General features: G+C 68.7%; 27 protein-coding genes. 14 read left to right on the top strand and 13 right to left on the bottom strand.

The features are described 5' to 3' along the window. Positions 1–24: 24 nt before the first annotated feature. Positions 25–342, bottom strand: a complete 318-nt coding sequence (locus AB0D74_RS05175) for a cupin domain-containing protein (RefSeq protein ID WP_089100494.1) — start codon at positions 340–342, stop codon at positions 25–27. 59 nt (positions 343–401) lie between these two features. On the opposite strand from AB0D74_RS05175, the gene AB0D74_RS05170 reads away from it, so the two are divergent. From AB0D74_RS05170 to AB0D74_RS05150, 5 genes are all read left to right on the top strand, one after another. Further along, positions 402–779: a phage holin family protein gene (locus AB0D74_RS05170; protein ID WP_362559478.1), complete on the top strand. Its 378-nt coding sequence runs from the start codon at positions 402–404 to the stop codon at positions 777–779. A gap of 7 nt (positions 780–786) precedes the next feature. Further along, a complete protein-coding gene (locus tag AB0D74_RS05165) occupies positions 787–1,278 on the top strand; it encodes a low molecular weight protein-tyrosine-phosphatase (protein WP_362580708.1) in 492 nt (163 codons plus the stop codon). Continuing rightward, the gene (locus tag AB0D74_RS05160; RefSeq protein WP_362580706.1) at positions 1,275–2,408 is read left to right on the top strand and encodes a cystathionine gamma-lyase; all 1,134 of its coding nucleotides are present in this window, start codon (positions 1,275–1,277) and stop codon (positions 2,406–2,408) included. The genes AB0D74_RS05165 and AB0D74_RS05160 overlap by 4 nt, the downstream gene beginning before the upstream one ends. 228 nt (positions 2,409–2,636) lie before the next feature. Continuing rightward, entirely contained in the window at positions 2,637–3,542 is a 906-nt protein-coding gene (locus tag AB0D74_RS05155) for a LysR family transcriptional regulator (protein WP_362580704.1), read from the top strand. An 84-nt stretch (positions 3,543–3,626) separates the two neighbouring features. Then, complete coding sequence (locus AB0D74_RS05150; RefSeq protein ID WP_362580702.1) at positions 3,627–4,109, top strand: NUDIX hydrolase; 483 nt, start codon at positions 3,627–3,629, stop codon at positions 4,107–4,109. A gap of 4 nt (positions 4,110–4,113) precedes the next feature. On the opposite strand, the gene AB0D74_RS05145 is transcribed toward AB0D74_RS05150, so the two are convergent. Further along, positions 4,114–5,571: a globin domain-containing protein gene (locus AB0D74_RS05145; RefSeq protein ID WP_362580700.1), complete on the bottom strand. Its 1,458-nt coding sequence runs from the start codon at positions 5,569–5,571 to the stop codon at positions 4,114–4,116. Between the two features lie 306 nt (positions 5,572–5,877). Next, positions 5,878–6,510, bottom strand: a complete 633-nt coding sequence (locus tag AB0D74_RS05140) for an HAD-IB family phosphatase (protein WP_362580698.1) — start codon at positions 6,508–6,510, stop codon at positions 5,878–5,880. Positions 6,511–6,704: 194 nt separating this feature from the next. Here AB0D74_RS05140 and AB0D74_RS05135 point away from each other — a divergent pair, with 194 nt between their 5' ends. After that, entirely contained in the window at positions 6,705–7,571 is an 867-nt protein-coding gene (locus AB0D74_RS05135) for a GNAT family N-acetyltransferase (protein ID WP_362580696.1), read from the top strand. 71 nt (positions 7,572–7,642) lie between these two features. Here AB0D74_RS05135 and AB0D74_RS05130 read toward each other — a convergent pair whose 3' ends face one another. After that, the gene (locus tag AB0D74_RS05130; RefSeq protein ID WP_362580695.1) at positions 7,643–8,062 is read right to left on the bottom strand and encodes a heme-binding protein; all 420 of its coding nucleotides are present in this window, start codon (positions 8,060–8,062) and stop codon (positions 7,643–7,645) included. Positions 8,063–8,109: 47 nt separating this feature from the next. Further along, complete coding sequence (locus AB0D74_RS05125; protein WP_362580693.1) at positions 8,110–9,318, bottom strand: MFS transporter; 1,209 nt, start codon at positions 9,316–9,318, stop codon at positions 8,110–8,112. A gap of 143 nt (positions 9,319–9,461) precedes the next feature. On the opposite strand from AB0D74_RS05125, the gene AB0D74_RS05120 reads away from it, so the two are divergent. Further along, positions 9,462–9,920 (top strand): MarR family transcriptional regulator, encoded by a 459-nt coding sequence (locus tag AB0D74_RS05120; RefSeq protein WP_362580691.1) that lies wholly within the window; start codon positions 9,462–9,464, stop codon positions 9,918–9,920. 9 nt (positions 9,921–9,929) lie between these two features. Further along, complete coding sequence (locus tag AB0D74_RS05115; protein WP_362580689.1) at positions 9,930–10,382, top strand: GNAT family N-acetyltransferase; 453 nt, start codon at positions 9,930–9,932, stop codon at positions 10,380–10,382. 81 nt (positions 10,383–10,463) lie between these two features. On the opposite strand, the gene AB0D74_RS05110 is transcribed toward AB0D74_RS05115, so the two are convergent. After that, positions 10,464–11,849 carry a serine hydrolase domain-containing protein gene (locus tag AB0D74_RS05110; RefSeq protein WP_362580687.1) on the bottom strand — a complete coding sequence of 462 codons (1,386 nt, stop codon included), beginning with the start codon at positions 11,847–11,849 and terminating at the stop codon, positions 10,464–10,466. Between the two features lie 104 nt (positions 11,850–11,953). Then, positions 11,954–13,429 carry a replicative DNA helicase gene (gene dnaB, locus AB0D74_RS05105; RefSeq protein ID WP_362580686.1) on the bottom strand — a complete coding sequence of 492 codons (1,476 nt, stop codon included), beginning with the start codon at positions 13,427–13,429 and terminating at the stop codon, positions 11,954–11,956. Positions 13,430–13,888: 459 nt separating this feature from the next. Between dnaB and AB0D74_RS05100 the strand changes: the two genes are divergently transcribed. After that, on the top strand, positions 13,889–15,226 hold the full coding sequence (locus AB0D74_RS05100; RefSeq protein WP_362580684.1) for an MATE family efflux transporter: 1,338 nt from the start codon (positions 13,889–13,891) through the stop codon (positions 15,224–15,226). 190 nt (positions 15,227–15,416) lie between these two features. Here AB0D74_RS05100 and rplI read toward each other — a convergent pair whose 3' ends face one another. The 4 genes from rplI to rpsF all read right to left on the bottom strand — a co-directional run bounded on the left by rplI (position 15,417) and on the right by rpsF (position 17,125). After that, positions 15,417–15,863: a 50S ribosomal protein L9 gene (gene rplI / locus AB0D74_RS05095; RefSeq protein ID WP_184967858.1), complete on the bottom strand. Its 447-nt coding sequence runs from the start codon at positions 15,861–15,863 to the stop codon at positions 15,417–15,419. 18 nt (positions 15,864–15,881) lie between these two features. Next, entirely contained in the window at positions 15,882–16,118 is a 237-nt protein-coding gene (gene rpsR, locus AB0D74_RS05090; protein WP_003949403.1) for a 30S ribosomal protein S18, read from the bottom strand. 42 nt (positions 16,119–16,160) lie between these two features. Further along, complete coding sequence (locus tag AB0D74_RS05085; RefSeq protein ID WP_362580682.1) at positions 16,161–16,757, bottom strand: single-stranded DNA-binding protein; 597 nt, start codon at positions 16,755–16,757, stop codon at positions 16,161–16,163. A gap of 77 nt (positions 16,758–16,834) precedes the next feature. Further along, on the bottom strand, positions 16,835–17,125 hold the full coding sequence (gene rpsF, locus AB0D74_RS05080; protein ID WP_093500872.1) for a 30S ribosomal protein S6: 291 nt from the start codon (positions 17,123–17,125) through the stop codon (positions 16,835–16,837). A 263-nt stretch (positions 17,126–17,388) separates the two neighbouring features. Between rpsF and AB0D74_RS05075 the strand changes: the two genes are divergently transcribed. From AB0D74_RS05075 to AB0D74_RS05065, 3 genes are all read left to right on the top strand, one after another. Further along, positions 17,389–17,691, top strand: a complete 303-nt coding sequence (locus tag AB0D74_RS05075) for a hypothetical protein (protein ID WP_362580679.1) — start codon at positions 17,389–17,391, stop codon at positions 17,689–17,691. 161 nt (positions 17,692–17,852) lie between these two features. After that, positions 17,853–18,974, top strand: a complete 1,122-nt coding sequence (locus AB0D74_RS05070) for a peptidoglycan bridge formation glycyltransferase FemA/FemB family protein (RefSeq protein ID WP_362580677.1) — start codon at positions 17,853–17,855, stop codon at positions 18,972–18,974. Between the two features lie 83 nt (positions 18,975–19,057). Further along, on the top strand, positions 19,058–20,089 hold the full coding sequence (locus tag AB0D74_RS05065; RefSeq protein ID WP_362580675.1) for an alanine racemase: 1,032 nt from the start codon (positions 19,058–19,060) through the stop codon (positions 20,087–20,089). A gap of 77 nt (positions 20,090–20,166) precedes the next feature. On the opposite strand, the gene AB0D74_RS05060 is transcribed toward AB0D74_RS05065, so the two are convergent. Continuing rightward, positions 20,167–21,666 (bottom strand): glycosyltransferase 87 family protein, encoded by a 1,500-nt coding sequence (locus AB0D74_RS05060; protein ID WP_362580673.1) that lies wholly within the window; start codon positions 21,664–21,666, stop codon positions 20,167–20,169. Positions 21,667–21,796: 130 nt separating this feature from the next. Beyond that, the gene (locus AB0D74_RS05055; RefSeq protein ID WP_362580671.1) at positions 21,797–24,055 is read right to left on the bottom strand and encodes a transglycosylase domain-containing protein; all 2,259 of its coding nucleotides are present in this window, start codon (positions 24,053–24,055) and stop codon (positions 21,797–21,799) included. Between the two features lie 746 nt (positions 24,056–24,801). On the opposite strand from AB0D74_RS05055, the gene AB0D74_RS05050 reads away from it, so the two are divergent. Together AB0D74_RS05050 and AB0D74_RS05045 are read left to right on the top strand one after the other, a co-directional pair. Next, a complete protein-coding gene (locus AB0D74_RS05050; RefSeq protein WP_362580669.1) occupies positions 24,802–25,485 on the top strand; it encodes a PadR family transcriptional regulator in 684 nt (227 codons plus the stop codon). A 43-nt stretch (positions 25,486–25,528) separates the two neighbouring features. Then, entirely contained in the window at positions 25,529–26,611 is a 1,083-nt protein-coding gene (locus AB0D74_RS05045) for an inositol-3-phosphate synthase (RefSeq protein ID WP_362580666.1), read from the top strand. Positions 26,612–26,658 lie beyond the last annotated feature (47 nt).

Below are 26,658 nucleotides of genomic sequence, written 5' to 3'. Positions count from 1 at the left end.
CCCTAGGGAACCCCGAGGCCGGGGTCAGGCCTCGGGGGGAGAGAAGACGACCAGAACCCGCAGATCCTCGCTGATGTGATGGAACTTGTGGGCCACCCCGGCCGGCACGTACACCACGCTGCCCCGCGCCACCTGCGTGGTCTCCATGCCCACGGTGATCGCGGCACGGCCGCTGACGACGAAGTAGACCTCGTCCTGGTTGTGCGGCTGCTGCGGGTCGTGCGAGCCCGCGTCGAGGGCGTAGAGGCCGACCGACATGTTCCGCTCCCGCAGGAACTGCAGGTAGGCCCCGTCGTTGGCGGCGCGCTCCGCCTCCAGTTCGTCCAGCCGGAATGCCTTCATCGCAGTTGTCGCCCTCGCCTCACTATTTGCATCCGATCTCTTCTGTCACGATCAGACACATGAAGAATTTCGTAGTCAAGACGATCGCCAACGCGGGCGCCCTGGCGGTCGCCGTATGGCTGCTCGACAAGATCACCCTGACCGGCGACAGCACCGCCAAGAAGGTCTGGACGCTGATCCTGGTCGCCCTGGTCTTCGGCCTGGTCAACTTCCTGGTCAAGCCGATCGTGAAGATCCTGACCTTCCCGCTGTTCATCCTCACGCTCGGCCTGATCACCCTGGTGGTCAACGCACTGATGCTGCTGCTGACCTCGTGGGTGTGCGACAAGCTCGACCTGAGCTTCCACGTGGAGGGCTTCTGGACGGCCGTCCTCGGCGGTCTGATCATCTCGATCGTGTCCTGGGCCCTCAACATGATCCTTCCCGACTCGGACTGAGAACCCGATGGCCTACCGCGTCTGCTTCGTCTGCACCGGCAACATCTGCCGTTCCCCGATGGCCGCATCCGTCTTCCGCGCCCGCGTGGCCGAGGCCGGGCTCGACGACCGCGTGGAGGCCGACAGCGCCGGCACCGGCGGCTGGCACGAGGGCGACGGCGCCGACCCGCGCACCGCCCGCGTCCTGGAGGAGCACGGTTACGACAGCGAGCACACCGCCCGCCGGTTCCAGGCGTCCTGGTTCGCCCGCCTCGACCTCGTGATCGCCCTCGACTTCGGCCACCTCAAGGCGCTGCGCCGCCTCGCGCCCACCGAGGAGGACGCGCGCAAGGTGCGGCTGCTGCGCTCGTTCGACCCTGCGGCAGGCGACGACCTCGATGTACCGGATCCGTACTACGGCGGTCTGGACGGCTTCGAGGAGTGTCTTGAGATGGTGGAGGCGGCGAGCACGGGTCTGCTCACCGCGGTACGGGCCGAAGCGGAGGGAACAGCGGCATGAGCGACGCGACGACGGGCGAGGGCACGCGCGCGGTGCGCGCGGGCCTGCCCGAGCCGGTCAAGAACGAGCCGACTCTGCCCGGGCCGGTCTTCGCCGCGCACTTCCATCTGCCGAGCGAGGTGAGCGGCCCGTACGCCTACGGCCGCGACGAGAACCCGACCTGGACCCATCTGGAGCGGGCCATCGGCGAGTTGGAGGCACCCGGTGACCCGGGCGTCGAGACGCTGGTGTTCGCCTCCGGCGTGGCGGCGATCGCCGCGGTGCTCTTCTCCCAGCTGAGCGCCGGGGATGCGGTCGTCCTGCCCTCCGACGGCTACCAGGTGCTGCCGCTGGTCCGCGCCCAGCTGGAGGCGTACGGCATCGAGGTGCGCACCGCACCGACCGCCGGCGACGCCCAGCTCGACCTCCTGGACGGTGCGAAGCTGCTGCTGATCGAGTCGCCGTGCAACCCCGGGCTCGACGTCTGCGACATCCGGCGGCTCGCCGAGGCGGCACACGCGCGTGGCGCCCTGGTCGCCGTCGACAACACCCTCGCCACCCCGCTCGGCCAGCGACCGCTGGCGCTGGGCGCCGACTTCTCCATGGCCAGCGGCACCAAGCAGCTCACCGGCCACGGGGACGTCCTGCTGGGGTACGTCGCCGGGCGCGACTCGGCGGCCATGGCCGCCGTACGCCGCTGGCGCAAGATCATCGGGGCGATCTCGGGGCCGATGGAAGCCTGGTTGGCCCATCGCTCCCTCGCCACCCTCCAGTTGCGGGTGGACCGGCAGAACGCGACCGCACTGGTGCTCGCGGAGGCACTGCGCGAGCGGCCCGAGGTGACCGCCCTGCGCTACCCGGGACTGCCCGACGACCCCGCGCACAAGATCGCCTCGCAGCAGATGCGCCGCTACGGCTCGGTGATCTCCTTCACGCTGCCCACGCGCGCGCGAGCCGAGCGCTTTCTCGCGTCCCTGCGGCTGGTCGACGATGCGACGAGCTTCGGCGGGGTGCGTTCCACCGCCGAGCGGCGGCGCCGCTGGGGCGGGGACGACGTGCCGGACGGCTTCGTCCGGCTCTCGGTCGGGGCCGAGGACCCCGAGGACCTCGTGGCCGATGTGCTGCGCGCCCTCGACGAGTCGGACCGGTGACCGGATTGCGAACGACCCCGCAGGTCCGGCTACGCATAACGGACGGTCCGAGCCTCCCCCCTCGTGGCTCGGACCGTCCCGGTTCTCTCGCGCCAAGAACCGCGCGACCAAGGCTAGTTGACTCTGCGTCAGTGTCCAATCACTGTAGCGACAGAGACCTATCGACTTATTTATAGTTGAGGGCCTGACCAGAGGCGGAAAAGGGCAGGCCGAAGGGAAGGGCGTGCGATGGATCTGACCTTGCTGCGCACCTTCGTCACCGTGCACCGGGCCGGCTCCTTCACCCGCGCCGCGGCCCTGCTCGGCCTCTCGCAGCCCGCCGTGACCTCCCAGATCCGGACCCTGGAACGGCAACTGGGCCGACCACTCTTCCTGCGCCAGGCCCGCGGGGTGACCCCCACGACCATCGGCGACGAACTCGCCCACAAGGCCGCCCCGCATCTCGACGCCCTCGTGGAGATAGCGGAACGCGGTCTCGACGACGACTCCTCGGTACGTACCCTGCACCTCGCCGGACCGCCCGAGTTCACCGCCGAGCGCGCCCTCCCCGCTCTGGCGGAGCTCGCCGGGGACGACGGCCAGGGCTTCGCGCTGCGTGCCTCGTTCGGGAACGCAGAGGAAACCCTGGAGGGGCTGTCCGCCGGTCATCACGACCTGGCCATCAGCACGGTCCGGCCGCGCGGCGCCCTGCTCACCGCCGCCGCGCTCTGCGACGAGGAGCATGTACTGGTCGCCGCCCCGCGCTGGGCCGAGGAAATCGGCGACGGCACGGTGCGCGGCAAGGGCGCCGCCGTCCTGGACAACCTCCCGGTCGTCGAGGTCCACGAGTCACTGCCGTTCGTCTCGCGCTATTGGGGCTCCGTCTTCGACACGCGGCCGGCCGCCTCGGGCACGGTCGTGGTGCCGGATCTGCGCGCGGTCCTCGCCTGCGCGGTCGCGGGTGCCGGCCTCGCCGTGCTGCCCCGGTATCTGTGCACGGCCGCCCTGGACCGCGGCGAGGTCGTGTCACTGCACGATCCCGCCGTGCCTCCGCTTCGGACGTACTTCCTTGTGGTGCGCACCGGCACGCTCGCCATGCCGCATGTGGCGCGTGCGCACGAATGGCTCCAGCAGGCGTCCGCGGACTGGAGCTGAGCATTCTGCGGGGTTGACTCAATGCGGCCGTACGGTGGCGCTTCGCGATGTTTCACGTGGAACCAGCTGGGCCACATTTCTCCCATGACCGTCCGACCCGTGGTCAAGCGCACCGCCCGTGCCGTCCTCCTGGACGGCGACGACCTGATTCTGATCAAGCGCACCAAGCCCGGTGTCGATCCCTACTGGGTTACGCCTGGTGGCGGGGTCGAGCCGGAGGACACCACCGTCGTCGAAGCCCTGCACCGTGAGGTGGACGAGGAGCTCGGCGCCAAGATCACCGACGTGGTGCCCTGCTTCGTGGATACCGTGGAGCACATCGGTGACAGCGGCAGCGCGACCGGTGTGAAGGTGCAGCACTTCTTCGTCTGCCGGCTGGAGTCCATGGACCCGGCCCTTCGGCACGGTCCTGAAGTCGACGAGCCCGCCGGCGAGTACGAGATCGTGCGTGTCCCGTTCACCCGTGTCGGGATCGCCTCGGTCCATCTCGTACCGCTGTCGCTGCGGCACTACCTGGACGGCAACATCGAGGGCGTGCGGGCCATGCACGCCCCCGATCTCGGGTGACGGGTCAGTCGCCGGCGACGACCAGTTCCTCGACCGAGTCGTGCCGGATGCGGTGCGCGGGGATGCCGGCGGCCCGTAGCGCGGTGATCCCGTTGCGGATCATGCCGGGCGGACCCGAGAGATAGGCGTCGTACTCGCCCCACGGGCCGTAGCCGCGGATGGCGTCGGGCAGCTGGAGGTGCGCCCGCTGGTCGACGACCGCACGGACCGCGAGCCAGGGATGGCTCTGCTGGAGCCGGAGCAGGGTGTCGATGTCGTACAGGTCGTGGTCGGTGCGGGCGCCGTAGAACACCTCGACCGGGCGGCGCGAACCGCGTTCGGCGAGGTCCTCGACCATCGCCTTGATGGGCGCGATGCCGGTGCCACCGCCCAGGCAGAGCAGTCCGCTGTCCCGCCTGTGGTCGACGGTCATCGAACCACCGGCCGGGCCGAGGCGGACGACGTCACCGGGCCGGGCACGGTGCACCAGCGAGTTGGAGACCCAGCCTGCCGGGACGGCCTTCACATGGAACGTGAGCAGGCCGTCCGAGCGAGGCGCTGAGGCGAAGGAGTAGTGCCGCCACACCCGCGGCCACCAAGGTGTCTCCACGCTCGCGTACTGCCCGGCGAGGAAGGGGTACGGCTGGTCCGGACGGAGGGTGAGCACCGCGACGTCCGCGGTCCTGAGGTCGTGGGCGACGATCTCCGCGTGCCACCAGGCCGGCGCGCGCAGTTCGTCCGTGGCCGCCGCGTCGATCATCACCTGGGACATCGTCGTGTACGCCCGTACCCAGGCCGCCTCCGTCTCGGGATCCCAGCTGCCCGAGGCGTACTTGCTGAGTGCGCCGATGAGGCACTCCCCGACGGCAGGGTAGTGCTCGGGCCTGGTGCCGTACTTGCGGTGGCCGCGTCCCAGGTTCTGGAGGTATTCCACCAGGACGGGCGGGTTGTCGATGTGCTCGGCCGCGGTGAGCAGCGCCTTCACCAGCCGGTCCCGCTGGGTGTCCATGGCGGCCGGGAACAGCGAGCGCAGTTCGGGGTGGCGGACGAAGAGCAGCGCGTAGAAGTACGAAGTGACCTTGTCGGCGATCGGACCGATCTCGGCCATGGTGCCGCGGACGCGGGCCGCGTCCGGGGAGGCGCTCTGCGGCTGCTGTGCGCTCCGCGGTGGCGGGACGCGCTCTTCGAAGGAGCCGGGTGCGGGGTGCCCGGTCGCGTGAGCGAAGGGGCCGGGTGCCGCGTGCTGCCCGGCGGAGGGGCCCTGAGAGGCTCCCTGAAGGCGTGCCGGCTCCGCCGACTGCCGTATTCGCTCCCGGGGCTCTGCGGGCACGAGAGGACGGCCCTGGGGCGGTTCCTGCCCGCCCCCCGGCGCCACGCCCGGAGGTCCGGCGGAGGGGTCGACCGCCGGCCCGTCGTGGGACGTGAACCAGTTGCCTCCGCCGGCCCCGTCGTTGCCCGCCGACGTGGTGGTCGGAGCGTCCATGGTGTGCCCTCGCCTCGAACATCTTGCGGTCGGTCTGCGCACTTCACTCGGAAGGTGCTTGCTTTCCCCCGTTGACGGCTAGCTCTCCCCGGTCGGGCCCCGTGGCCGACACGACCACATTCAACCCGCGATTCCCCGTGTACGGACAAGTAAGGCGAGAGTGTGACATGGGCCGCAATCACTCCCGCCGGGAGCGTCCGGCCCCGGACGTTAACCGGAGTCGACCCTACCGGCCGCCGCCGCGCACACAAGTCCCCCCTGTCTCCCCCGTGAAACTGGCAACGGGCGAACCATCGGTTCCCTCAATTACCGGGCGCCGCGCGCCAATTCATAGGCATCCCACAGATCCTGGCCCGTGTAGGAGTACGTCGCGAGACCGGCGAGATGTCCGTCCGCGTTGACCGCCACGGACACCGGAACCACGCCGAACAGGTCCCTGTCCGACATCGAGTCGCCGTAGGCGACGCAGTCCGCCCGGCCCACCCCGAACTGCTCGCAGAGCCGGTCCGCGATCATCACCTTGCCCGCGGCGGTGAGGGCTCCCGCCGGATCCATCGGTTCGACGAACGGCACCGCCGGGAAGCGGGATCCGAAGGCCGCATGGGCTCCCCAGCCCAGCAGACGTTCCACGAAGAACGAGGGCGACAGCGAGACCACCGCGCAGTAGTCCCCCACAGCCCTGATCTCGGCCCAGACGTCCCGGATACGGGCCAGCCACGGCGCGCCGTCGAAGGCTGCCGTCACATGTGCCTCGGTCAGCTCGGCCCACAGGGTGTACACCCGCGCCGCGTACTCCGGCGGAGCGATCCGGCCCGCCGAAATCGCCCGGTCAAGCTCCATGGTCTCCGCTTCCAGACCGAGTTGACGGGATATCTCGACAGGTGCGGAGGTGCCGTGCAGCAGCGTGCCGTCGAGGTCGAAGAGGTGAAGTCTCGCCATGGGCTCGAGGCTAACGGGCAGCGCACAGGACTCCTTGGTGCGGCACCGCACAGGGGCCATACGGCGATGTTTCACGTGAAACGCCCCCTGCCTTGTCCAGGGGCTGAGCCCTGGACCACGACATGGCCAAAAGCGCGTGCGTCCCACCTGAAACAGGTGGACGCCGGGGGTATCGGTCAGTAAGCCTGACCTGCGTGTCAACTCCTTCCGACGCCCCTCTGCCCATCCGCCGACTGACGCCACGCGATCTCAGCGCCTGCGCCGACTTGTCCGAGGATCGGGGGTGGCCCCGTGAGGAACACAAGTGGCGCTTGCTCCTCACGGCCGGGAAGGGATACGGGATCGACGACCCCGGAGGCGGCCTGGTCGCCGCCTGTGTCATCACGGAGTACGGCCCGAGGGAACGCCCGCATCTCGGCGCGGTCGGCATGGTCCTGGTCGCCGAACGACATGCCCGCCGGGGCATCGGGCGCCGGCTGATGCGGCACATCGTCTCGGCGATGGGAACGACTCCGCTGACCCTGTACGCGACGCCGTACGGCCGGCCGCTCTACGAGGAGCTGGGATTCAAGGTCACGGGACGTTCGGAGATGCTCTGCGGCCCCTTCACGCCGGGCGGGCCCGAGCCCCGGGTGGTGACCCGGGCGGCCACCGCCGAGGACCTCGGTTCCATCCTCCGGCTGGACGAGGAGGTGTTCGGTGTCGACCGCACCCTGCTCATCACCCGGCTGCCCGCGTTCTCCGACCTGCTGCGCGTCGCCGTGGACGCCGGGCGGATCGTCGGGTACGCGGCCGTCTGGCCCAACATGGACACGCATGTCGTCGGACCGCTGATCGCCCGCGACGAGGAGACGGCGAAGTCCCTGATCGCCTCACTCGCCGCCCGCACCGACCGGCCGCTCCGTACCGACATCGACGTCCGGCACGAGGAACTGCTGGCCTGGGCCAAGGCTCACGGGCTTGCCTCCGTCGCCATGAACTCGGTGATGACCTACGGGATCACGGAGCCACCGGGGGACTGGACACGGCGGTTCGCTCCGCTGACGGTCGCGGCGGGCTGAGCGGCCTTGCGGCACGGCGGACGCCGGCTCCTCCCTCGGGGAGCCGGCGTCCGCCGTCGAGCCGGGTTCTGTCAGACGAGTGCCGCTACGGCAGCGGTGGCGAAGCCGTGGTCCTGGTCGGGCGCACCGCCGCCGACACCGATCGCGCCGATGAGCCGGCCGTCGCGCTGGACGGGGACACCGCCCGCGATGAACAGCAGCGGCCGGTCGAGCGCCGTGGGCAGGGTGTGGAAGAGGCCGCCGGGCTGGACGGCGTCGACGAGGTCGGCGGTGGGGGTGTTCAGCTGGAGCGCCGTGTAGGCCTTGCGGGTGCTGGTCTCACCGGAGATCAGTACGGCGCGGTCGTCCCGCCGGAAGGCCAGCAGATGGCCCCCGGCGTCCAGGACGGTGACGCTGACGGTGACCCCTGCGGCCTCGGCGGCGCGGCCGGCCTCGGTGATCAGGAACTCGGCGTCCTGGATGGTGAGCGGGGCGACGGTGGTGGTGCTCATGGTTCTCCTTGGATGGTGCTGACGTGCGGTGAGAAGTGCGCGGGCGGTCAGTGGTGGACCGAGGCCCGCTGTCCTGCGGGCGTGCCGCCGGTGACCACCGCGCTCGGGGCGCTGTCGCGGCGCTCCAGTGCGGCCGACAGGAAGGCGAGGGCGAGAGCGGCTGCGGCGAGGGCGGCGCCGACCCAGTTGGGGGAGGTGTAGCCGAAGCCGGCGGCGATCACGATGCCGCCGAGCCAGGCGGACAGGGCGTTGCCGAGGTTGAAGGCCCCGATGTTCACGGCCGAGGCCAGGGTGGGAGCGCCGTGCGCCTGGTCCAGGACACGCTTCTGGAGTGGCGGAACGGTGGCGAAGCCGAGGGCGCCGATCAGCGTGACGGTCACGGCCGCCGCGATCTTGCTGTGCGCGGTGAGAGTGAAGAGAGCGAGGACGACGGCCAGGGCGCCCAGGGACACGTACAGCATGGGCATCAGGGCACGGTCGGCGAACTTGCCGCCGACCAGGTTGCCACCGACCATGCCCAGGCCGAAGAGGACCAGCAGCCAGGTGACGGAGCCGTCGGTGAAACCGGTGACGTGGGTCATCATCGGCGCGATGTAGGTGATGGCCGCGAAGACCCCGCCGAAACCGAGGACGGTCATCGCCATCGCGAGCAGGACCTGGGTGTTCTTGAACGCGGCCAGCTCGTGCCGCAGGTGCACGCCCTGCGGGTTGGGCAGTTCGGGGACCAGCTTGGCGATACCGGCCAGGCCGACGACGCCGAGGGCGGCGATGATGCCGAAGGTGACGCGCCAGCCGGCGTGCTGACCCACGAGGGTGCCGAGCGGGACGCCGATGACGTTGGCGACGGTGAGGCCGGTGAACATCATCGCGATGGCCCCTGCCTTCTTGCTCGGGGCGACCAGCTCGGCCGCCACGACCGAGCCGATCCCGAAGAAGGCGCCGTGGGCGAGGGAGGCGACCACCCGGCCGATCAGCATGACGGCGAAGACGGGGGCCACGGCGGTCAGCAGGTTGCCGGCGATGAAGAAGCCCATCAGCAGCATCAGCATCCGCTTGCGAGGCACCTTCGTGCCCAGCACGGTCATCAGCGGTGCGCCGATCACCACGCCCAGCGCGTAGCCGGTGACGAGCAGGCCGGCGGTCGGGATGGAGACCCCGAAGTCACCAGCGACCTCGGGCAGCAGGCCCATGATCCCGAATTCGGTCGTTCCGATTCCGAAGGCCCCGATCGCGAGGGCCAGAAGCGCGAGAGGCATGGGTGTACGACCTTCCCAGACGATTGCAGGTGCGCTTTGCGTGCGTCCACAATAGTTGCATACGCGGGCTATATGCAAGCGAGGGATATTGCGCGACTGCTCTATCCTGGGTCTCAGCGGCTCCTGGACGGAGGAAAACGCCAATGACAGCGACGGACCCCGCGCTCACCGCCCTCGCCCAGGGCTGGTGTGCCCTTTCCCTGCTGCACGGCAGGATCGAGGCGCACATCGAGCGCGCCCTTCAGGCCAAGCACGATCTGAGCGTGCGCGAGTACTCCCTGCTCGACGTTCTCAGCCGGCAGCACGACGGCGAAGGGGGCCATCTGCAGATGAAGCAGGTGGCCGACGCGGTCGTACTCAGCCAGAGCGCCACCACCCGGCTGGTCACGCGTCTGGAGGACCGCGGTCTTCTGGAGCGCTACCTCTGCCCGACCGACCGCCGCGGCATCTACACCAACGTCACCGAGGCAGGCCTCACGCTGCTGGAAGAGGCCCGCCCCACCAACGACACGGCACTGCGCGAATCCCTCGACGAGGCGGCCAGGAACCCGGACCTGGCTCCCCTGGTCCGGGCCGTGGAGTCACTGCACGTGCCCGCATAGGCTGCGGGTATGGGAGACCTTGACATACGCACCGCGGTCGCCGACGACGTCCCGGACATCGTCGGCATGCTCGCCGACGACCCGCTGGGCGCCCAGCGGGAGACGCCGGACGACCTGACGCCCTATCTGAGCGCCCTGGAACGGCTCAGTGCCGACCCCAACCAACAGCTGGTCGTCGCCGTCCGTGAAGGCCGCGTCGTCGGCACCCTCCAACTCACGGTCATACCGGGGCTGTCGAGGCGCGGTGCCACCCGGTCGATCATCGAGGGCGTGCGTATCCACGCCGACGAGCGCGGCAGCGGGCTGGGCACCCGGTTCATCGAGTGGGCCATCGACGAATCGCGCCGCCAGGGCTGCCGGCTGGTCCAGCTCACCTCGGACACGTCCCGGGTCGACGCCCATCGCTTCTACGAGCGGCTCGGTTTCACCGCGTCGCACACGGGCTTCAAGCTCGAAATCTGAACCCCGACGGCTCACAGCCGAGCGGAGCATGCGCACGGGGGCGGTGTTTCACGTGAAACACCGCCCCCGCTCTGTCGTCCGCTAGCCGATCCCCCGCCATCCCTCGGGGTCCACCCCACCGGGCACAGGACCCGCCTCGTCGTACGGCTGACGTGTGAACACGAACGATCCGAGGTCCAGATGGCTTGTGGTGCCGTCCGGGCGCCGTACGGGCCGTAGCAACTCTCCCGCGTAGTAGCCCTCCAGGCCGGTCCAGGTGCCGTCCCCGTTGGAACGGAAACGGGCTCGGCGGCCGGCGCCGGTCAGCGGCCCCAGTGAGACAAGCCCGTCGGCCGCCACCCGTAGTACGAAGGCATGGGTGCCCCAGTACCAAGGGCCTGCCAGCTCCAGGACGGACGGATCGACCTGGGACAGAGGGCGCCAGGGTTCGGGAATGCGCGGCTCGGCCTCCGCGACGATCCGGACGAGGTCGGCACCGGTGGCGGACAGCAGCGGGCCGGAGGTGCAGTTCGCCAGCACGACGGCCGCCACGTCGTCGTCCACGCTGATAGTGAGGTTGGCCAGGAAGCCGGGCAGCGAGCCGGAGTGCCCGACCAGCAGCCTCCCGTCACGGCGCTGGATCTGCAGGCCGAGGCCGTAGGTGGCGCCGTCCAGCACGTCGGCGGGTTCGGCGGGAGCTGCCGGGGTGCGCATCTCCCGCACCGACTCGGCGCTCAGCACTCGGTCGTCCCCGGCCGCCAGGAACACCGCGAAGCGGGCCAGGTCGCCGGTAGTGGACCAGAGTTGCCCGGCCGGTGCCATCCGCCCGAGGTCCTCCGACGGCTCCGGAAGCAGGGCGTCGGCCCAGGGATGCACCGCCCAGCCACCCGCGTGCGGCGCGTGCGGCTGGGCGCTCGTGCGGTCGAGGCCCAGAGGCTGGAGCACCTCCTGCCGCAGTACCTCCTCCCAGGGGGCACCGCGAAGTTCCTCGGCCAGCGCACCGAGCAGGGTGTAGCCGGGGTTGGAGTAGTGATGGCGGCGGCCGACGGGGTGCAGGAGGGGCTGCTCGCCGAGGACGTCGCTGAGCTCCGGACGCAGCGAGCCCGGGGTGCGCTCCCACCAGGGTGCGGGTGACTCGGCCGCCAGGCCGCCGGTGTGCGCGAGAAGTTCGGCGATGGTCGCCTCCCCCGCGCCGGTGCCCGGCAGATGTTTCTCCAACGGGTCACCGAGGTCGAGCAGCCCCTCGTCACGCAGCCGGAGGACCAGAACGGCCGTGAACGTCTTGGTGATCGAGCCGATCCGGTACTGCACGTTCTCGTCCGGCCCATGCCCGTCCACCGAGGTCCGCGCCCCGTGCCAGACGGCCTGCCCGCCTCGCACGACCGCCGCCGCCAGCGAAGGCGCGCGGCCGTCCGACTGGGCCACGGCGATCCGATGCAGCAGCGCCCGTCGGGTGGCGGGGAGCAGCTCTTCCTGGAATGTCGTCATGCGCCCAGTCCATCGGGCGCACGGACCTACGTCGAGTCCATTTCACCGGCACGGACCAGGTCGGTGCCGGCTCGGCCCGGAGCAGGTCTGCGCTATGGGTCCGCTCAGGTCTGTGCCATGTCCACGAAGCGGGAGTAGTGGCCCTGGAAGGCCACGGTGATCGTCGCGGTCGGGCCGTTTCGGTGCTTGCCGACGATGATGTCGGCCTCGCCCGCGCGCGGCGACTCCTTCTCGTAGGCGTCCTCGCGGTGGAGCAGGATGACCATGTCGGCGTCCTGCTCGATGGAGCCGGACTCACGCAGGTCGGAGACCATCGGCTTCTTGTCCGTGCGCTGCTCGGGACCACGGTTGAGCTGTGAGAGCGCGATCACCGGCACCTCCAGCTCCTTGGCCAGCAGCTTGAGGTTTCGCGACATGTCCGACACCTCCTGCTGGCGGCTCTCGGACCGCTTGCCGCCGGACTGCATCAGCTGCAGGTAGTCGATGATCACGAGCTTGATGTCGTTGCGCTGCTTCAGCCGACGGCACTTGGCGCGGATCTCCATCATCGACAGGTTCGGCGAGTCGTCGATGTAGAGCGGGGCGGCCGAGACGTCCGGCATCCGGCGGGCCAGCCGGGTCCAGTCCTCGTCGGTCATCGTGCCGGAGCGCATGTGGTGCAGGGCGACCCGGGCCTCGGCGGACAGCAGACGCATCGCGATCTCGTTGCGGCCCATTTCGAGGGAGAAGATGACGCTGGGCAGGTTGTTCTTGATGGACGCGGCCCGCGCGAAGTCCAGAGCGAGGGTCGACTTGCCCATGGCGGGACGCGCGGCGATGACGATCATCTGGCCCGGGTGCAGGCCGTTGGTGAGCGAGTCCAGGTCCGTGAAGCCGGTGGGCACACCGGTCATCTCGCCGGTGCGGGAGCCGATCGCCTCGATCTCGTCGAGGGCGCCCTCCATGATGTCGCCGAGCGGCAGGTAGTCCTCGCTGGTCCGCTGCTCGGTGACGGCGTAGATCTCGGCCTGGGCGCTGTTGACGATCTCGTCGATGTCGCCGTCGGCCGCGTATCCCATCTGCGTGATGCGGGTGCCGGCCTCGACCAGGCGGCGCAGCACGGCCCGCTCGTGGACGATCTCCGCGTAGTACTCGGCGTTCGCCGCCGTCGGTACCGTCTGGACGAGGGTGTGCAGATAGGAGGCGCCGCCGACCTTGTTGATCTCGCCGCGTTTGGTGAGCTCGGCGGCGATGGTGATGGGGTCGGCCGGCTCGCCCTTCGCATAGACGTCGAGGATCGCCTGGTAGATCGTCTCGTGCGCGGGCTTGTAGAAGTCGTGGCCCTTGAGGATCTCGACGACGTCGGCGATGGCGTCCTTGGAGAGGAGCATGCCGCCGAGCACGGACTGCTCGGCGTCCAGGTCCTGCGGGGGAACCCGCTCGAAAGTGGCGCCCCCGCCGTCCCAGTCCCCACTGTCCCGGCCCCGGTCGTGCCGGTCGTCCCGGCCTCGACCGCCCTCGTCCCGCCGGCGGGAGGCGGGCAGACGATCACCCGGACCGGCGTCGGCCCACGGATCGTCCAAGGGCTCGGAAATGCTCACCGAGACACCTCCTCCCGTCCGCACCGCGGACCTCGCCATGCCCTCTTTTTTACGGCACGGCACTGACAACCAGGACGCCCCATTCCGGTTCTGGACGCGTCGGTTTTGTGAGGTTTCCGAGGCCGCGACAAGGAGCGGGTGCCGGACCACGTTAGGCCCGCGGGCACCGTCAGCCAATCTGGTTATCCACAGGCCATGTGGACGACCGCCCGTATGCTGTGGAGAACCCGCCAAAACCTGTGCACGACACGGTGGACAGCCCTGTGAACAAGCCCTCGATCGTCATCCACAACATCGCCTGACCTGCACTTTTCCCATCCACCGGCTGTGCAGAAGAAAAACTTTCCCAGTCGGGCCAAGATCCCTTCGAACAACGCGCGACACCGCGGGCCACACCGGGGCAGGTAAGGGTCACAGATCAGTTGCATCACTTACCTGTGGACGATTAGATTAGCGCCCATGTCACAGGCTCCCGCGACCTCCGAGGCCACCCGACGGGGGCACGACCGAGAGATCATCGCACTGGCTGTCCCGGCCTTCGGCGCACTCGTCGCCGAGCCGCTTTTCGTCATGGCCGACAGCGCGATCGTCGGCCACCTGGGTACCGCGCAACTCGCCGGCCTCGGAATCGCCTCGGCTCTCCTCACCACCGCTGTGAGCATCTTCGTCTTCCTCGCCTACGCCACCACGTCCGCCGTCGCCCGCCGGGTCGGCGCAGGCGATCTCCAGGCGGCCGTCCGCCAGGGGATGGACGGCATCTGGCTGGCACTGCTGCTCGGTGCCGCAGTCATCGCCGTCGTTCTGCCCTTCGCCTCCGGCATCGTGGACGTCTTCGGCGCCTCGGCCACCGCGGCTCCCTACGCGGTCACCTATCTGAGGATCTCCTCCCTCGGCATCCCGGCCATGTTGGTCGTGCTCGCCGCCACCGGCGTCCTGCGCGGCCTCCAGAACACCCGGACACCGCTGTACGTCGCCGTAGCGGGGTTCATCGCCAACGCCGGACTCAACGCGGCGCTCGTCTACGGGGCCGGACTGGGCATCGCCGGCTCCGCCTGGGGCACGGTCATCGCCCAGTGCGGAATGGCGGCCGTGTACCTGACCGTCGTCGTGCGGGGTGCCCGCAGGCACGGGGCGTCGTTGCGTCCCGATGCCGCCGGGATACGGGCCTCGGCACAGGCTGGTGTGCCCCTGCTCGTCCGGACGATCTCACTGCGGGCCGTCCTGATGATCGCCACCGCCGTGGCGGCCCGGCTGGGCGACGCCGATATCGCCGCCCACCAGATCGTGCTGTCCCTGTGGAGCCTGCTGGCCTTCGCCCTGGACGCAATCGCGATCGCCGGACAGGCCGTCATCGGCCGCTATCTCGGCGCGGGTGACGCGGTCGGCGCCCGCGATGCCTGCCGACGCATGGTGCAGTGGGGCATCGCCACCGGAGTGGTCCTGGGCCTGCTCGTGATCGCCGCCCGACCGCTCTTCCTCCCGTTGTTCACCGGCGACCCCGCCGTGAAGAGCACTGCGCTGCCCGCACTGCTCATCGTGGCGCTCTCGCAGCCGATCTCCGGCGTGGTGTTCATCCTCGACGGTGTCCTGATGGGCGCCGGAGACGGGCCGTATCTTGCCGGGGCCATGGTCCTCACGCTCGCGGTCTTCACTCCGGTGGCGCTGCTCGTCCCCACCCTAGGCGGCGGGCTCACGGCGCTCTGGGGAGCCATGACACTGATGATGGCCGTAAGGATGCTCACCCTCTGGCTGCGCGCCCGCTCCGGCCGATGGATCGTGACCGGCGCGACGCGCTGACAGAAGCGCGCTGCCGACGGTTTCACGTGAAACATCGCGGGCTGTCACGTTTCACGTGAAACACCCGCGACTCGACACCGCTGTCGACGGCGAGAGCCGACCAAAAGAGACGAGAGTCGACCAAAAGACAAGGGCCGCACCCGTTACGGGTGCGGCCCTTATGCAGCTACGGCTCGTGCGGAGCGCAGCGTCAGCCCGCGACGACCTCGATGTTGACCTTGGCGGCCACCTCGGGGTGCAGACGCACGGACGTCTCGTGAGCGCCCAGCGTCTTGATCGCCGAAGCGACCTCGATGCGGCGCTTGTCGACCTCGGGGCCACCGGCAGCCTTGATCGCCGAAGCGATGTCGGCCTGGGTGACGGAACCGAAGAGGCGACCGGCGTCGCCGGCACGGACGGCCAGGCGGACCTTGACGCCCTCGAGCTGGGCCTTCACCTGGTTGGCCTGCTCGATGGTCTGGATCTCGTGGATCTTGCGAGCACGACGGATCTGCTCGACGTCCTTCTCGCCACCCTTGGTCCAGCGGATCGCGAACTTCCGCGGGATCAGGTAGTTGCGTGCGTAGCCGTCCTTGACGTCGACAACGTCGCCGGCGGCGCCGAGGCCAGAGACCTCGTGGGTCAGGATGATCTTCATGAGTCGGTCACCCTTCCCTTAGCGCGCGGTGGAGGTGTAGGGCAGCAGCGCCATCTCACGGCTGTTCTTGACTGCCGTGGCGACGTCACGCTGGTGCTGCGTGCAGTTGCCGGTCACGCGGCGGGCACGGATCTTGCCGCGGTCGGAAATGAACTTCCGCAGCATGTTCGTGTCCTTGTAGTCCACGTACGTGACCTTGTCCTTGCAGAAAGCGCAGACCTTCTTCTTAGGCTTGCGCACAGGCGGCTTCGCCATGGTGTTTCTCCTGTGTGATCAAGAAGTGGGGATACGAGCCCTCTAGAAGGGGGGCTCGTCCGAGTAGCCGCCACCGCCGCCGGAGCCGGAGCCACCGCCCCAGCCGCCGCCACCGCCCTGGTTGCCGCCACCGGCGGGAGCGCCGGAAGCCCAGGGGTCGTCGTTGGGGGCGCCTCCCTGGTTGCCGCCGCCGGAGCCACCGCCCCAGCCGCCGCCACCCTGGCCACCACCACCGCCGCCGCCGTAACCACCCTGGCCACCGCGACCGCCACCACCGGCGGTCTTGGTGACCTTGGCCGTGGCGCTCCGCAGACTGGCGCCGACTTCCTCGACGTCCAGCTCGTAGACCGTGCGCTTGACACCCTCACGGTCCTCGTAGGACCGCTGCTTCAGCCGGCCCTGCACGATGACGCGCATGCCTCGCTGGAGCGACTCCGCGACGTTCTCCGCCGCCTGACGCCAGACCGAGCAGGTCAGGAACAGGCTCTCGCCGTCCTTCCACTCGTTGGTCTGACGGTCGAAGGTGCGGGGGGTGGACGCGACACGGAACTTCGCGACCGCCGCACCGGAGGGGGTGAAGCGCAGCTCGGGGTCGTCGACAAGATTGCCGACGACCGTGATGACGGTCTCGCCTGCCATGGGGGAACCTCTCGGCGGGTTTGCTGCTGGCTGCTTGTGCTGCTACTCGAAATCCCGAGATCGGCTGAGCGGAGAGCTCAGTGGGTCTCGGGGCGGAGGACCTTGGTCCGGAGGACCGACTCGTTCAGGTTCATCTGGCGGTCGAGCTCCTTGACGACCACAGGCTCGGCCTGCAGGTCGATGACCGAGTAGATGCCCTCGGGCTTCTTCTTGATCTCGTACGAGAGACGACGACGGCCCCAGGTGTCGACCTTCTCGACCTTTCCGTTGCCCTCACGGACGACGGAGAGGAAGTTCTCGATCAGGGGGGCGACAGCGCGCTCCTCCAGATCGGGGTCGAGGATGACCATCACCTCGTAGTGACGCATGTGGAACCCACCTCCTTTGGACTCAGCGGCCACGGTCGTTCCGTGGCAGGAGGGTTGTGATGCGTACGCAACGGTATCGGCAGCCACTGACAATCGGGGGTTCCCTCTGGGATCCCGGGCAGGGCCTGGGCAGACACCGGTGCAGACGCTACAGACTACCCGCACACCCGCTTCCGGTTGAAATCCGGCGGCCAGGGCCCTCAATCTGTACACATCGGGTGTGAACGGCGCTACGATGCGCCACCTTCCGCAGGAGGTGCCCCATGGCACAGGCATTGCGACCCAACACCGCCGGATCCCTGTTCGCCACCGACGGCAAGACCCATCCGCTCCAGGACTCACTGATGGCAGTGACGCTGGCGCTCGGGCTGATCGCCTTCATCACGTCGTTCTTCCACAGCCTGCACCTGCTCAGCTCCTGGACCGGCCTGATCGGCCTCATGACCGGTCTGTACGGGCAGTGGGTCTCGATCACCACACGCGAGCGTTTCGGCCTGATCCTGGGTCTCGGTGCCTCGGGCATCGGCTTCTTCATCGGCATGGCGCACGGCGGCCTGTTCGGCTGAGCCGGCACCCCCGCACAACCGTGGAGCGCCCCGGCCTGGCGGGAGCCGGGGCGTAGGTGCCGTACGGCCAGTCAGGCCGCGGGCGAGGCGCAGTAGGCTTCGGCGCGAGAGCCGGAGCCCCTGTACCCATGGGGACACACCAGCCCGAGGAGCGCCCCGACATGAGCCTGACCCTGAGGACCATCAGCCGCGAACAGCATCTGGCGTACATCCAGAGTCTGCCGGCGGCTAGCCACATGCAGGTCCCGGCCTGGGCCGATGTCAAGGCGGAGTGGCGTTCGGAGAGCCTCGGCTGGTTCGACGAGCGCACCGGCGAGATGGTCGGCGCGGGCCTGGTGCTGTACCGCCAGCTGCCCAAGATCAAGCGCTACCTCGCGTACCTCCCCGAGGGCCCGGTCATCAACTGGTTCGCGCCGAATCTCGACGAATGGCTCCAGCCGATACTGGCCCACCTCAAGCAGCAGGGCGCGTTCTCGGTGAAGATGGGCCCGCCGGTGATCATCCGGCGCTGGGAGGCCAACTCCATCAAGGCCGGCATCCAGAACCCGGATGTGAAGCGGCTGCGCGACATCGAGGCCGACTTCATCGAGCCGCGCGCCTTCGAAGTGGCCGACAAGCTGCGCCGGATGGGCTGGCAGCAGGGCGAGGACGGCGGCGCCGGCTTCGGCGACGTCCAGCCGCGCTACGTCTACCAGGTGCCGCTGGCGAACCGTTCCCTGGAAGACGTCCACAAGAACTTCAACCAGCTGTGGCGGCGCAACATCAAGAAGGCCGAGAAGGCCGGCGTCGAGGTGGTGCAGGGCGGCTACCAGGATCTGGCGGAGTGGCAGCGGCTGTACGAGATCACGGCCGTGCGCGACCACTTCCGGCCGCGTCCGCTGTCGTACTTCCAGCGCATGTGGACGGCCCTCAACACCGAGGACCCCAACCGGATGCGGCTGTACTTCGCCCGGCACAACGGGGTGAACCTGTCCGCGGCGACCATGCTGATCGTCGGCGGGCACGTCTGGTACTCCTACGGCGCCTCCGACAACATCGGCCGTGAGGTGCGGCCCTCGAACGCCATGCAGTGGCGGATGCTGCGCGACGCCTACGCGCTCGGCGCCACCGTCTACGACCTGCGCGGCATCTCCGACTCGCTGGACGAGACGGATCACCTCTTCGGCCTGATCCAGTTCAAGGTGGGCACCGGCGGCCAGGCCGCGGAGTATCTCGGCGAATGGGACTTCCCGCTGAACAAGCTGCTCCACAAGGCGCTCGACATCTACATGTCGCGCCGCTGACGTCACGCTCCGTGCTTCTATAGCCCTGACACACCGCAGTCCTCTGGCAACCCCAGCCACCCAGAAAGGTTCCAGGTCCGGCCATGGCGCTCACGCTCTACGTCGACACCGCGCGCTGGCGGGCGCACCACAAGCACGTGCAGGAGCAGTTCCCGGGCCTGGTCCCGGTCTGCAAGGGCAACGGCTACGGCTTCGGGCACGAGCGGCTGGCGGAGGAGGCCACACGGCTCGGCTCGGACATCCTCGCCGTCGGCACGACGTACGAGGCCGCGCGCATCAAGGACTGGTTCGGCGGCGACCTGCTGGTACTGACCCCGTACCGGCGGGGTGAGGAGCCCGTGCCGCTGCCGGACCGGGTGATCCGCTCGGTGTCGTCCATCGACGGCGTGTACGGCCTGGTGGGCGCCCGCGTGGTCATCGAGGTGATGTCCACGATGAAGCGGCACGGCATCAGCGAGCAGGATCTGCCGCAGCTGCACTCGGCCATAGAGAACGTGCGGCTGGAGGGCTTCGCCATCCACCTGCCCCTGGACCGCACCGACGGCTCGGACGCCGTCGAGGAGGTCATCGGCTGGATGGACCGGCTGCGTGCGGCCCGGCTGCCGCTGCACACGATGTTCGTCAGCCACCTCAAGGCCGACGAACTCGCCCGGCTGCAGCAGCAGTTCCCGCAGACCCGGTTCCGGGCCCGGATCGGCACCCGGCTGTGGCTGGGGGACCATGACGCCACCGAGTACCGCGGGGCGGTCCTGGACGTCACCCGCGTCGCCAAGGGCGACCGGTTCGGCTACCGGCAGCAGAAGGCGGCCTCGGACGGCTATCTGGTGGTCGTGGCGGGCGGTACGTCGCACGGGGTCGGCCTGGAGGCCCCGAAGGCCCTGCACGGCGTCATGCCGCGCGCCAAGGGCGTCGCACGGGCCGGCCTGGCCACGGTGAACCGGAACCTTTCGCCGTTCGTCTGGGGCGGCAAGCAGCGCTGGTTCGCGGAGCCGCCGCACATGCAGGTGTCGATCCTCTTCGTGCCCACGGACGCCCCGGAGCCGAAGGTCGGCGAGGAGCTGGTGGCCCATCTGCGGCACACCACGACCCAGTTCGACCGGATCGTGGACCGCTGAGGTCTCCCGGACATCGAAAGGGCCGTACACGGACTCCGTGTACGGCCCTTTCTCCCTTCAGAAGCTGGGGTGTTCGCTCAGAGCGAACTGTCCTCGGGGGACTGGCTTCCCCATTCCACCTGCGGCCCCTCGAAGTGGGCCGCATGGCGCGGGGAACGGGCCGCCGCGCCGAGCACGAAGACGTCCTCCGCGCCGTCCAGCACCCCGCCTGAGGGATCGTCCTCCCCGGTGCGGCGCACCACGTCCCGCTCGGGCATGAGGATGTCGCGCACGACCATGCCGCACAGGTAGAGCGTGCCCAGCAGGTGCACGGCGATGGCCCAGTGGTAGCCGTCGGTCGGCAGGCCCTTGTGGGCGTCTCCGCTGGTCGTGTACGCGAGGTACATCCAGATCCCCAGGAAGTACGCCACCTCGCAGGCCTGCCAGATCAGGAAGTCCCGCCACTTGGGCCGGGCCAGGACGGCCAGCGGCACCAGCCACAGCACGTACTGCGGGGAGTAGACCTTGTTGGTGAGGATGAAGGCCGCCACCACCAGGAAGGCCAGCTGGGCGAAGCGGGGCCGGCGTGGGGCGGTGAGGGCCAGGGCGGCGATGCCCAGGAAGCAGAGCAGCACCAGGACCGTGGCCGCGGTGTTCACGAAGTCGGTGCTCGGCGGGGTGGTCGTGTTCTGCGCCCAGATCAGCCAGAAGGAACCGAAGTCGACGCCCCGCTCCTGGCTGAACGTGTAGAACTTCGACCAGCCGTCGAAGGCGAAGATCATCACCGGCAGGTTCACGACGAGCCAGGCGACCACCGCGCCGGCGGTGGCGACGAAGAACTCCCGCCATTTGCCCGCGCGCCAGCACAGCAGGAACAGCGGCCCCAGCAGGAAGACGGGGTACAGCTTGGCGGCCGTGGCAAGCCCCAGGAGGACGCCGAAGGCGAGGGGGCGGCTCCGGGACCACATCAGCATCGCCGCGGCCGTCAGAGCGACCGCCAGGAGGTCCCAGTTGATGGTGGCGGTCAGCGCGAAGGCGGGCGCCAGGGCGACCAGCAGACCGTCCCAGGGCCGTCGGCGGTGCGTACGGACCACGCACACCGCGATGACCGCGGCGCACAGCATCAGCATCCCGGCGTTGACGAACCAGTACACCTGCTCCTGAAGCTGGATGCTGCCGCTGCCCGGCGTGAGCCATGCGGCGACCTCCATGAAGACACCGGTCAGCACCGGGTATTCGAGGTAGTCCATGTCGCCGGGGAGCTTGTCGAAGTAGGGCACCAGACCGTCGGCAAAACCACGCCCCTGGTAGAGGTGCGGAATGTCCGAGTAGCAGGCGTGGGTGTACTGGGAACTCGCGCCGAAGAACCAGCCGCTGTCGTAGCAGGGCATCTTCTGCACCATGCCGAGGGCGAACATCCCGACCGCCACGATGACGACCACGCGTAGCGGCGTCCACCAGGACGCGCCGAGCAGGGCACGCCGCCCGATGGGGCCGCCGATCAGCTCACTCCCGGCGGCGGCGACCTCGTCATCCCTGGTCGGCCGCACCGGCTCCGGCTCACGCACGCCTGCGGGCGTCGTCTCTGCACTGGGCATGGGGCCCATCCTGCCGTACCTCCCTAGGAATACGCCGAGGGCCGCCGCACCTCGCCGGGTGCGGCGGCCCATGTTTCACGTGAAACAGACTTCGGCGGGCGAAATGGTCACCAGCCGGCAGACCGCGCGGCTAGCCGGTTGATCCGCCGAAGAGGTTTCCGCCGTTGGCATTACCTCTGGTGTCGCTTTCGCCGGTTGTCTCCGTGGCTGACGGCGAGGACGTCGTCCCCGACGTGCTGCCGCTGGTGTCACCGCCGTCGGTCGAGCAGTTCCAGGCGAACTGGCAGGTCTCCGTCACCGTGGGCGAAGGAGAGGTCACCGTCTCGCTCGGGGTGGCGCTCGGCGTCTCGCTGGGCGTCTCGCTCGGCGTGATGCTCGGGCTCGGCGTCGGCGAGGGCATCCCCAGCTCGTCGGCGATGTCACCGATCTTGGTGGCGTCCGGGAAGCCCGGGTCGTTCTTGCCCTTGAGCGCGGACTTCATGTACTCGGTCCACACCGAGGTCGGAATGTCACCACCGTGGATGGACGCCACGCCGGCGGTGCCGTTCATGGAGAGCAGCTCGGCGTCCTTCGGGTTCTCCCGGAACATCGCCACCGACGTCGCCAGCTGCTGGGTGTAGCCGACGAACCAGGCCGACTTGTTGCTGTCGGTGGTACCGGTCTTGCCCGCCGCCGTACGGCCCAGGGCCTTGGCGTTGGTACCCGTACCGTTCTGGATGACGTTCTGCAGGACGTCCGTGACGTTGTTCGCGACGTTCTCGTCCATCGCCCTGCTCAGCTTCGGCTTGTCGAAACCGCTCAGATCCTGCCCGTCCTGCTTGACCGCGGTCACGGAGTACGGGTCCACATGTTCGCCGGACGCCGCGAAGGTCGCGTAGGCGTCGGCCATGCGGATGGCGCTGGGGGTGGACGTACCGATGGCGAACGACGGGTTCAAGCCCTGCAGCATGCTGTCGGTCAGGATCCCAGAGGCATGGGCCATGTCCCGTACCTTCGTGAGTCCCACATCCACACCCAGTTGCACGAACGGTGTGTTGATCGACTGCTCCATCGCCTTGCGCAGGGTGATGTAGCCCCAGGGGTACTCGCTCTCGTTCCGCTGACGGAAGATCGAGTTGTCCTTGTTCAGGTAGTACGTACCGTCCGGCCTGCGCACCTTGAGGTTGTCGTCGCCGTTGTACTTGCTCAGCGGCGACACCCCGACGCCGTCGGTCTTGTACGTCCCGTCCTGCATGGCAGCCGCCAGCACGAACGGCTTCCACGTCGAACCCACGGGGACACCGGAGGTGTCGGCGTTGTTGGTGAAGTGGTTGTTCTCGTAGCCGGCACCGCCGTACAGGGCGACGATCGCGCCGTCCTTGGGAACCACCGAGGCGGCACCGAACTGGACGTACTTGTCCTTCTCGCGGTTCTTCGGGTCCAGCCGCGCCTTCTGGACCTTCTGCACGGCCGCAGTCAGCGCGTTGACCTTGTCCTTGTCGAAGGTCGTGTAGATCTGGAAGCCGCCCTGGTCGAACTGCGTCTCGGTGACGTTGGAGTGCGCGAGGACGTACTTCTTGGCCGTGTCGGCGAGGTAGCTGATCTGGCCGGTCATGCCCTTGACCGCCTTGCGGCCCTGGGGCAGCGGGTACTTCTTGACGGCCGTCTGGTACTCGGCGTCCGTCAGGCGCTGGTCCTTGTGCATCTCCTCGAGGATCCAGGCCCAGCGCTCGTGCGAGCGCTGGTAATTGGCCTTCTGGGAGGCTGCGGGGTCGATGTCCGGGTTGCCGGCGGGGTCGTAGTACGTCGCGCCCTTGAGCAGAGCCGCCAGGACGGCACACTGGCTCGGGGTGAGGTCCTTCGCGTCCACGCCGTAGTAGGTCTGGGCGGCGGCCTGGATGCCGTACGCACCACGGCCGAAGTACGAGGTGTTCAGGTAGCCCTGCATGATCTGCGACTTGCTGAACTTCGTGCCGACCTTGATGGAGATGAACATCTCCTTGAACTTACGGGTGAGCGTCTGGTCCTGGCTCAGGTAGGTGTTCTTGACGAACTGCTGGGTGATCGTCGAACCACCCTGCGTCTCACCACCCTGGGCCATGTTGACGAGAGCGCGAGCGATGCCCTTGAAGTCGACGCCCGGGTCCGTGTAGAAGCTCTTGTTCTCCGCCGAGATCACGGCGCTCTGCATGGCTTCGGGGATCTGGGCGATGTTGACGTTCTGCCGGTTGACGCCGGTGCCCGTCGCGACCATCTGCTTGCCGTCGGCCCAGTAGTAGACATTGTTCTGGGACTGCGCCGCCGTGTTCTCGTTCGGGACACCCACCATGGCGTAGCTGACGCCGACCAGCGCCACCAGGCTGCCGAAGAAGGTGATGCACAGCCCCGAGACGAGCTTCCAGGAGGGCACCCAGCGGCGCCAGCCGAATCTGTTCGCCCTGGGGTAGTCGATCAGACGCTTCTTGCCGGGCGCCGTCGACGCCCGGCCTCTGCCACGCCCCGGCCCGGCAGGACCACCCGGACCGTGGCTTCCGTTGTCGGCCGCTCTGCGGCGGCTGTTTCCCGTACTTCTCTGCGACGCCCGGCGTGCCTCGGCACGGCTGCCGTACGGACGCTCCTCACCTTCCGAGCCCGAGTCCGACCCATAGGAACTGGACCCATAGGAGTCGGAAAGAGACCCGGTGGCGCCTCGCGGAGCCGCGCGGCGGCTGGAAGACGGTCCGGACTGGCCGCGTCGGGCCGCGGCACGTCCGCCTCCCTGCGGCGGCGGCGGTTTGCGACGGTGCTCGCTCATCGAACGATTACTCCTCGGGCAGGCGCACCCGTGGGCGCCTGGAACGGCGGCTGATTTCCGGTCCCCCCGAAATACGGATGTGGTCGGTCCTGCATTCACCCGTACGGCACCGAGGACGTGGACGCCCCCCAGGCGTCACTTGGTTCCCGGTGGTGTGCATGCCGCACAGACTACGCACCACCAAAACCCGCCGAGCCCCGAAGTTCACCCCAAATCAGGCAAGTTGCCTCCAACGAATTGGTGATGTGATCCCGTTCACCGCCGTCCCCCTTGTCGCACGAGGGAAGCCGATCTATCGTCGTGATGTATCGAGTCGATACATCGAAGCGAGATAAGCGAACCGCGGACGAGAGGAGGCGACCATGAGCCGGCGATCCGGCATCCTTGAGTTCGCCGTCCTCGGCCTGCTCCGCGAGTCCCCGATGCACGGCTATGAGCTGCGGAAACGCCTCAACACGTCCCTCGGCGTGTTCCGTGCCTTCAGCTACGGAACGCTCTACCCCTGCCTCAAGACGCTGGTCGCCAACGGCTGGTTGATCGAGGAACCGGGCAGCACCACCGAGGACGCCCTCGCCGCGCCGCTCGCCGGCCGCCGCGCCAAGATCGTCTACCGGTTGACGGCCGAAGGTAAGGAGCACTTCGAGGAGCTCCTGTCCCAGACCGGCCCCGACGCGTACGAGGACGAGCACTTCGCGGCGCGGTTCGCCTTCTTCGGGCAGACCTCGCGCGATGTGCGGATGCGGGTGCTGGAGGGCCGCCGCAGCCGGCTGGAGGAGCGCCTGGAGAAGATGCGCGCCTCGCTGACGCGCACCCGGGAGCGCCTCGACGACTACACGCTTGAGCTCCAGCGCCACGGGATGGAGTCCGTGGAGCGCGAAGTGCGCTGGCTGAACGAGCTCATCGAGAGCGAGCGGGCCGGACGGGACCTCAAGGGTTCCGCCTCCGGGGGGTCCGCTCAGCAGAACACCACCAATGGAGCGCCGGACGCCCTGCCCCGGTCCGGAGATTCTCTCCGGCCGGATGCGTCCGACGACACCGCCACGTGAGACCCGTTCAGGGCCTCACTCGTACACACAGGGAGCAACCGGAATGGGTTCGGTTCGCGTAGCCATCGTCGGCGTGGGCAACTGCGCCGCATCGCTGGTGCAGGGCGTCGAGTACTACAAGGACGCCGACCCGGCGTCCAAGGTCCCCGGCCTGATGCACGTGCAGTTCGGCGAATACCACGTCAAGGACGTGGAGTTCGTCGCCGCGTTCGACGTGGACGCCAAGAAGGTCGGCCTCGACCTGGCGGACGCCATCGGCGCCTCCGAGAACAACACCATCAAGATCTGCGACGTGCCCAACACCGGTGTCACCGTCCAGCGCGGCCACACCCTCGACGGTCTCGGTAAGTACTACCGTCAGACCATCGAGGAGTCCGAGGCCGAGCCGGTCGACGTCGTCCAGATCCTCAAGGACAAGCAGGTCGACGTCCTCGTCTGCTACCTGCCCGTCGGTTCCGAGGCCGCGGCGAAGTTCTACGCCCAGTGCGCCATCGACGCCAAGGTCGCCTTCGTCAACGCCCTCCCGGTCTTCATCGCCGGCACCAAGGAGTGGGCGGACAAGTTCACCGAGGCCGGTGTGCCGATCGTCGGTGACGACATCAAGTCGCAGGTCGGCGCCACCATCACGCACCGCGTCATGGCGAAGCTGTTCGAGGACCGGGGCGTCATCCTGGACCGCACGATGCAGCTGAACGTCGGCGGCAACATGGACTTCAAGAACATGCTCGAGCGTGAGCGCCTGGAGTCCAAGAAGATCTCCAAGACGCAGGCCGTCACCTCCCAGATCCCCGACCGGGACCTCGGCGAGAAGAACGTCCACATCGGCCCGTCCGACTACGTCGCCTGGCTCGACGACCGCAAGTGGGCGTACGTCCGCCTGGAGGGCCGCGCCTTCGGCGACGTCCCGCTGAACCTGGAGTACAAGCTCGAGGTCTGGGACTCCCCGAACTCCGCCGGTGTCATCATCGACGCCCTGCGCGCCGCGAAGATCGCCAAGGACCGCGGCATCGGCGGCCCGATCCTCTCCGCGTCCAGCTACTTCATGAAGTCCCCGCCGGTCCAGTACTTCGACGACGAGGCCCGCGAGAACGTGGAGAAGTTCATCCGCGGCGACGTCGAGCGCTGACCCGGCACACCGCCGGGCGCTGAAGCTCCACCGCTCAAGCTCGCAAA

Source organism: Streptomyces sp. NPDC048278, assembly GCF_040652195.1.
Lineage (GTDB): Bacteria > Actinomycetota > Actinomycetes > Streptomycetales > Streptomycetaceae > Streptomyces.
Note: the sequence above shows the minus strand (reverse complement) of the source record. Positions and strands in the feature narration are given on the sequence as shown.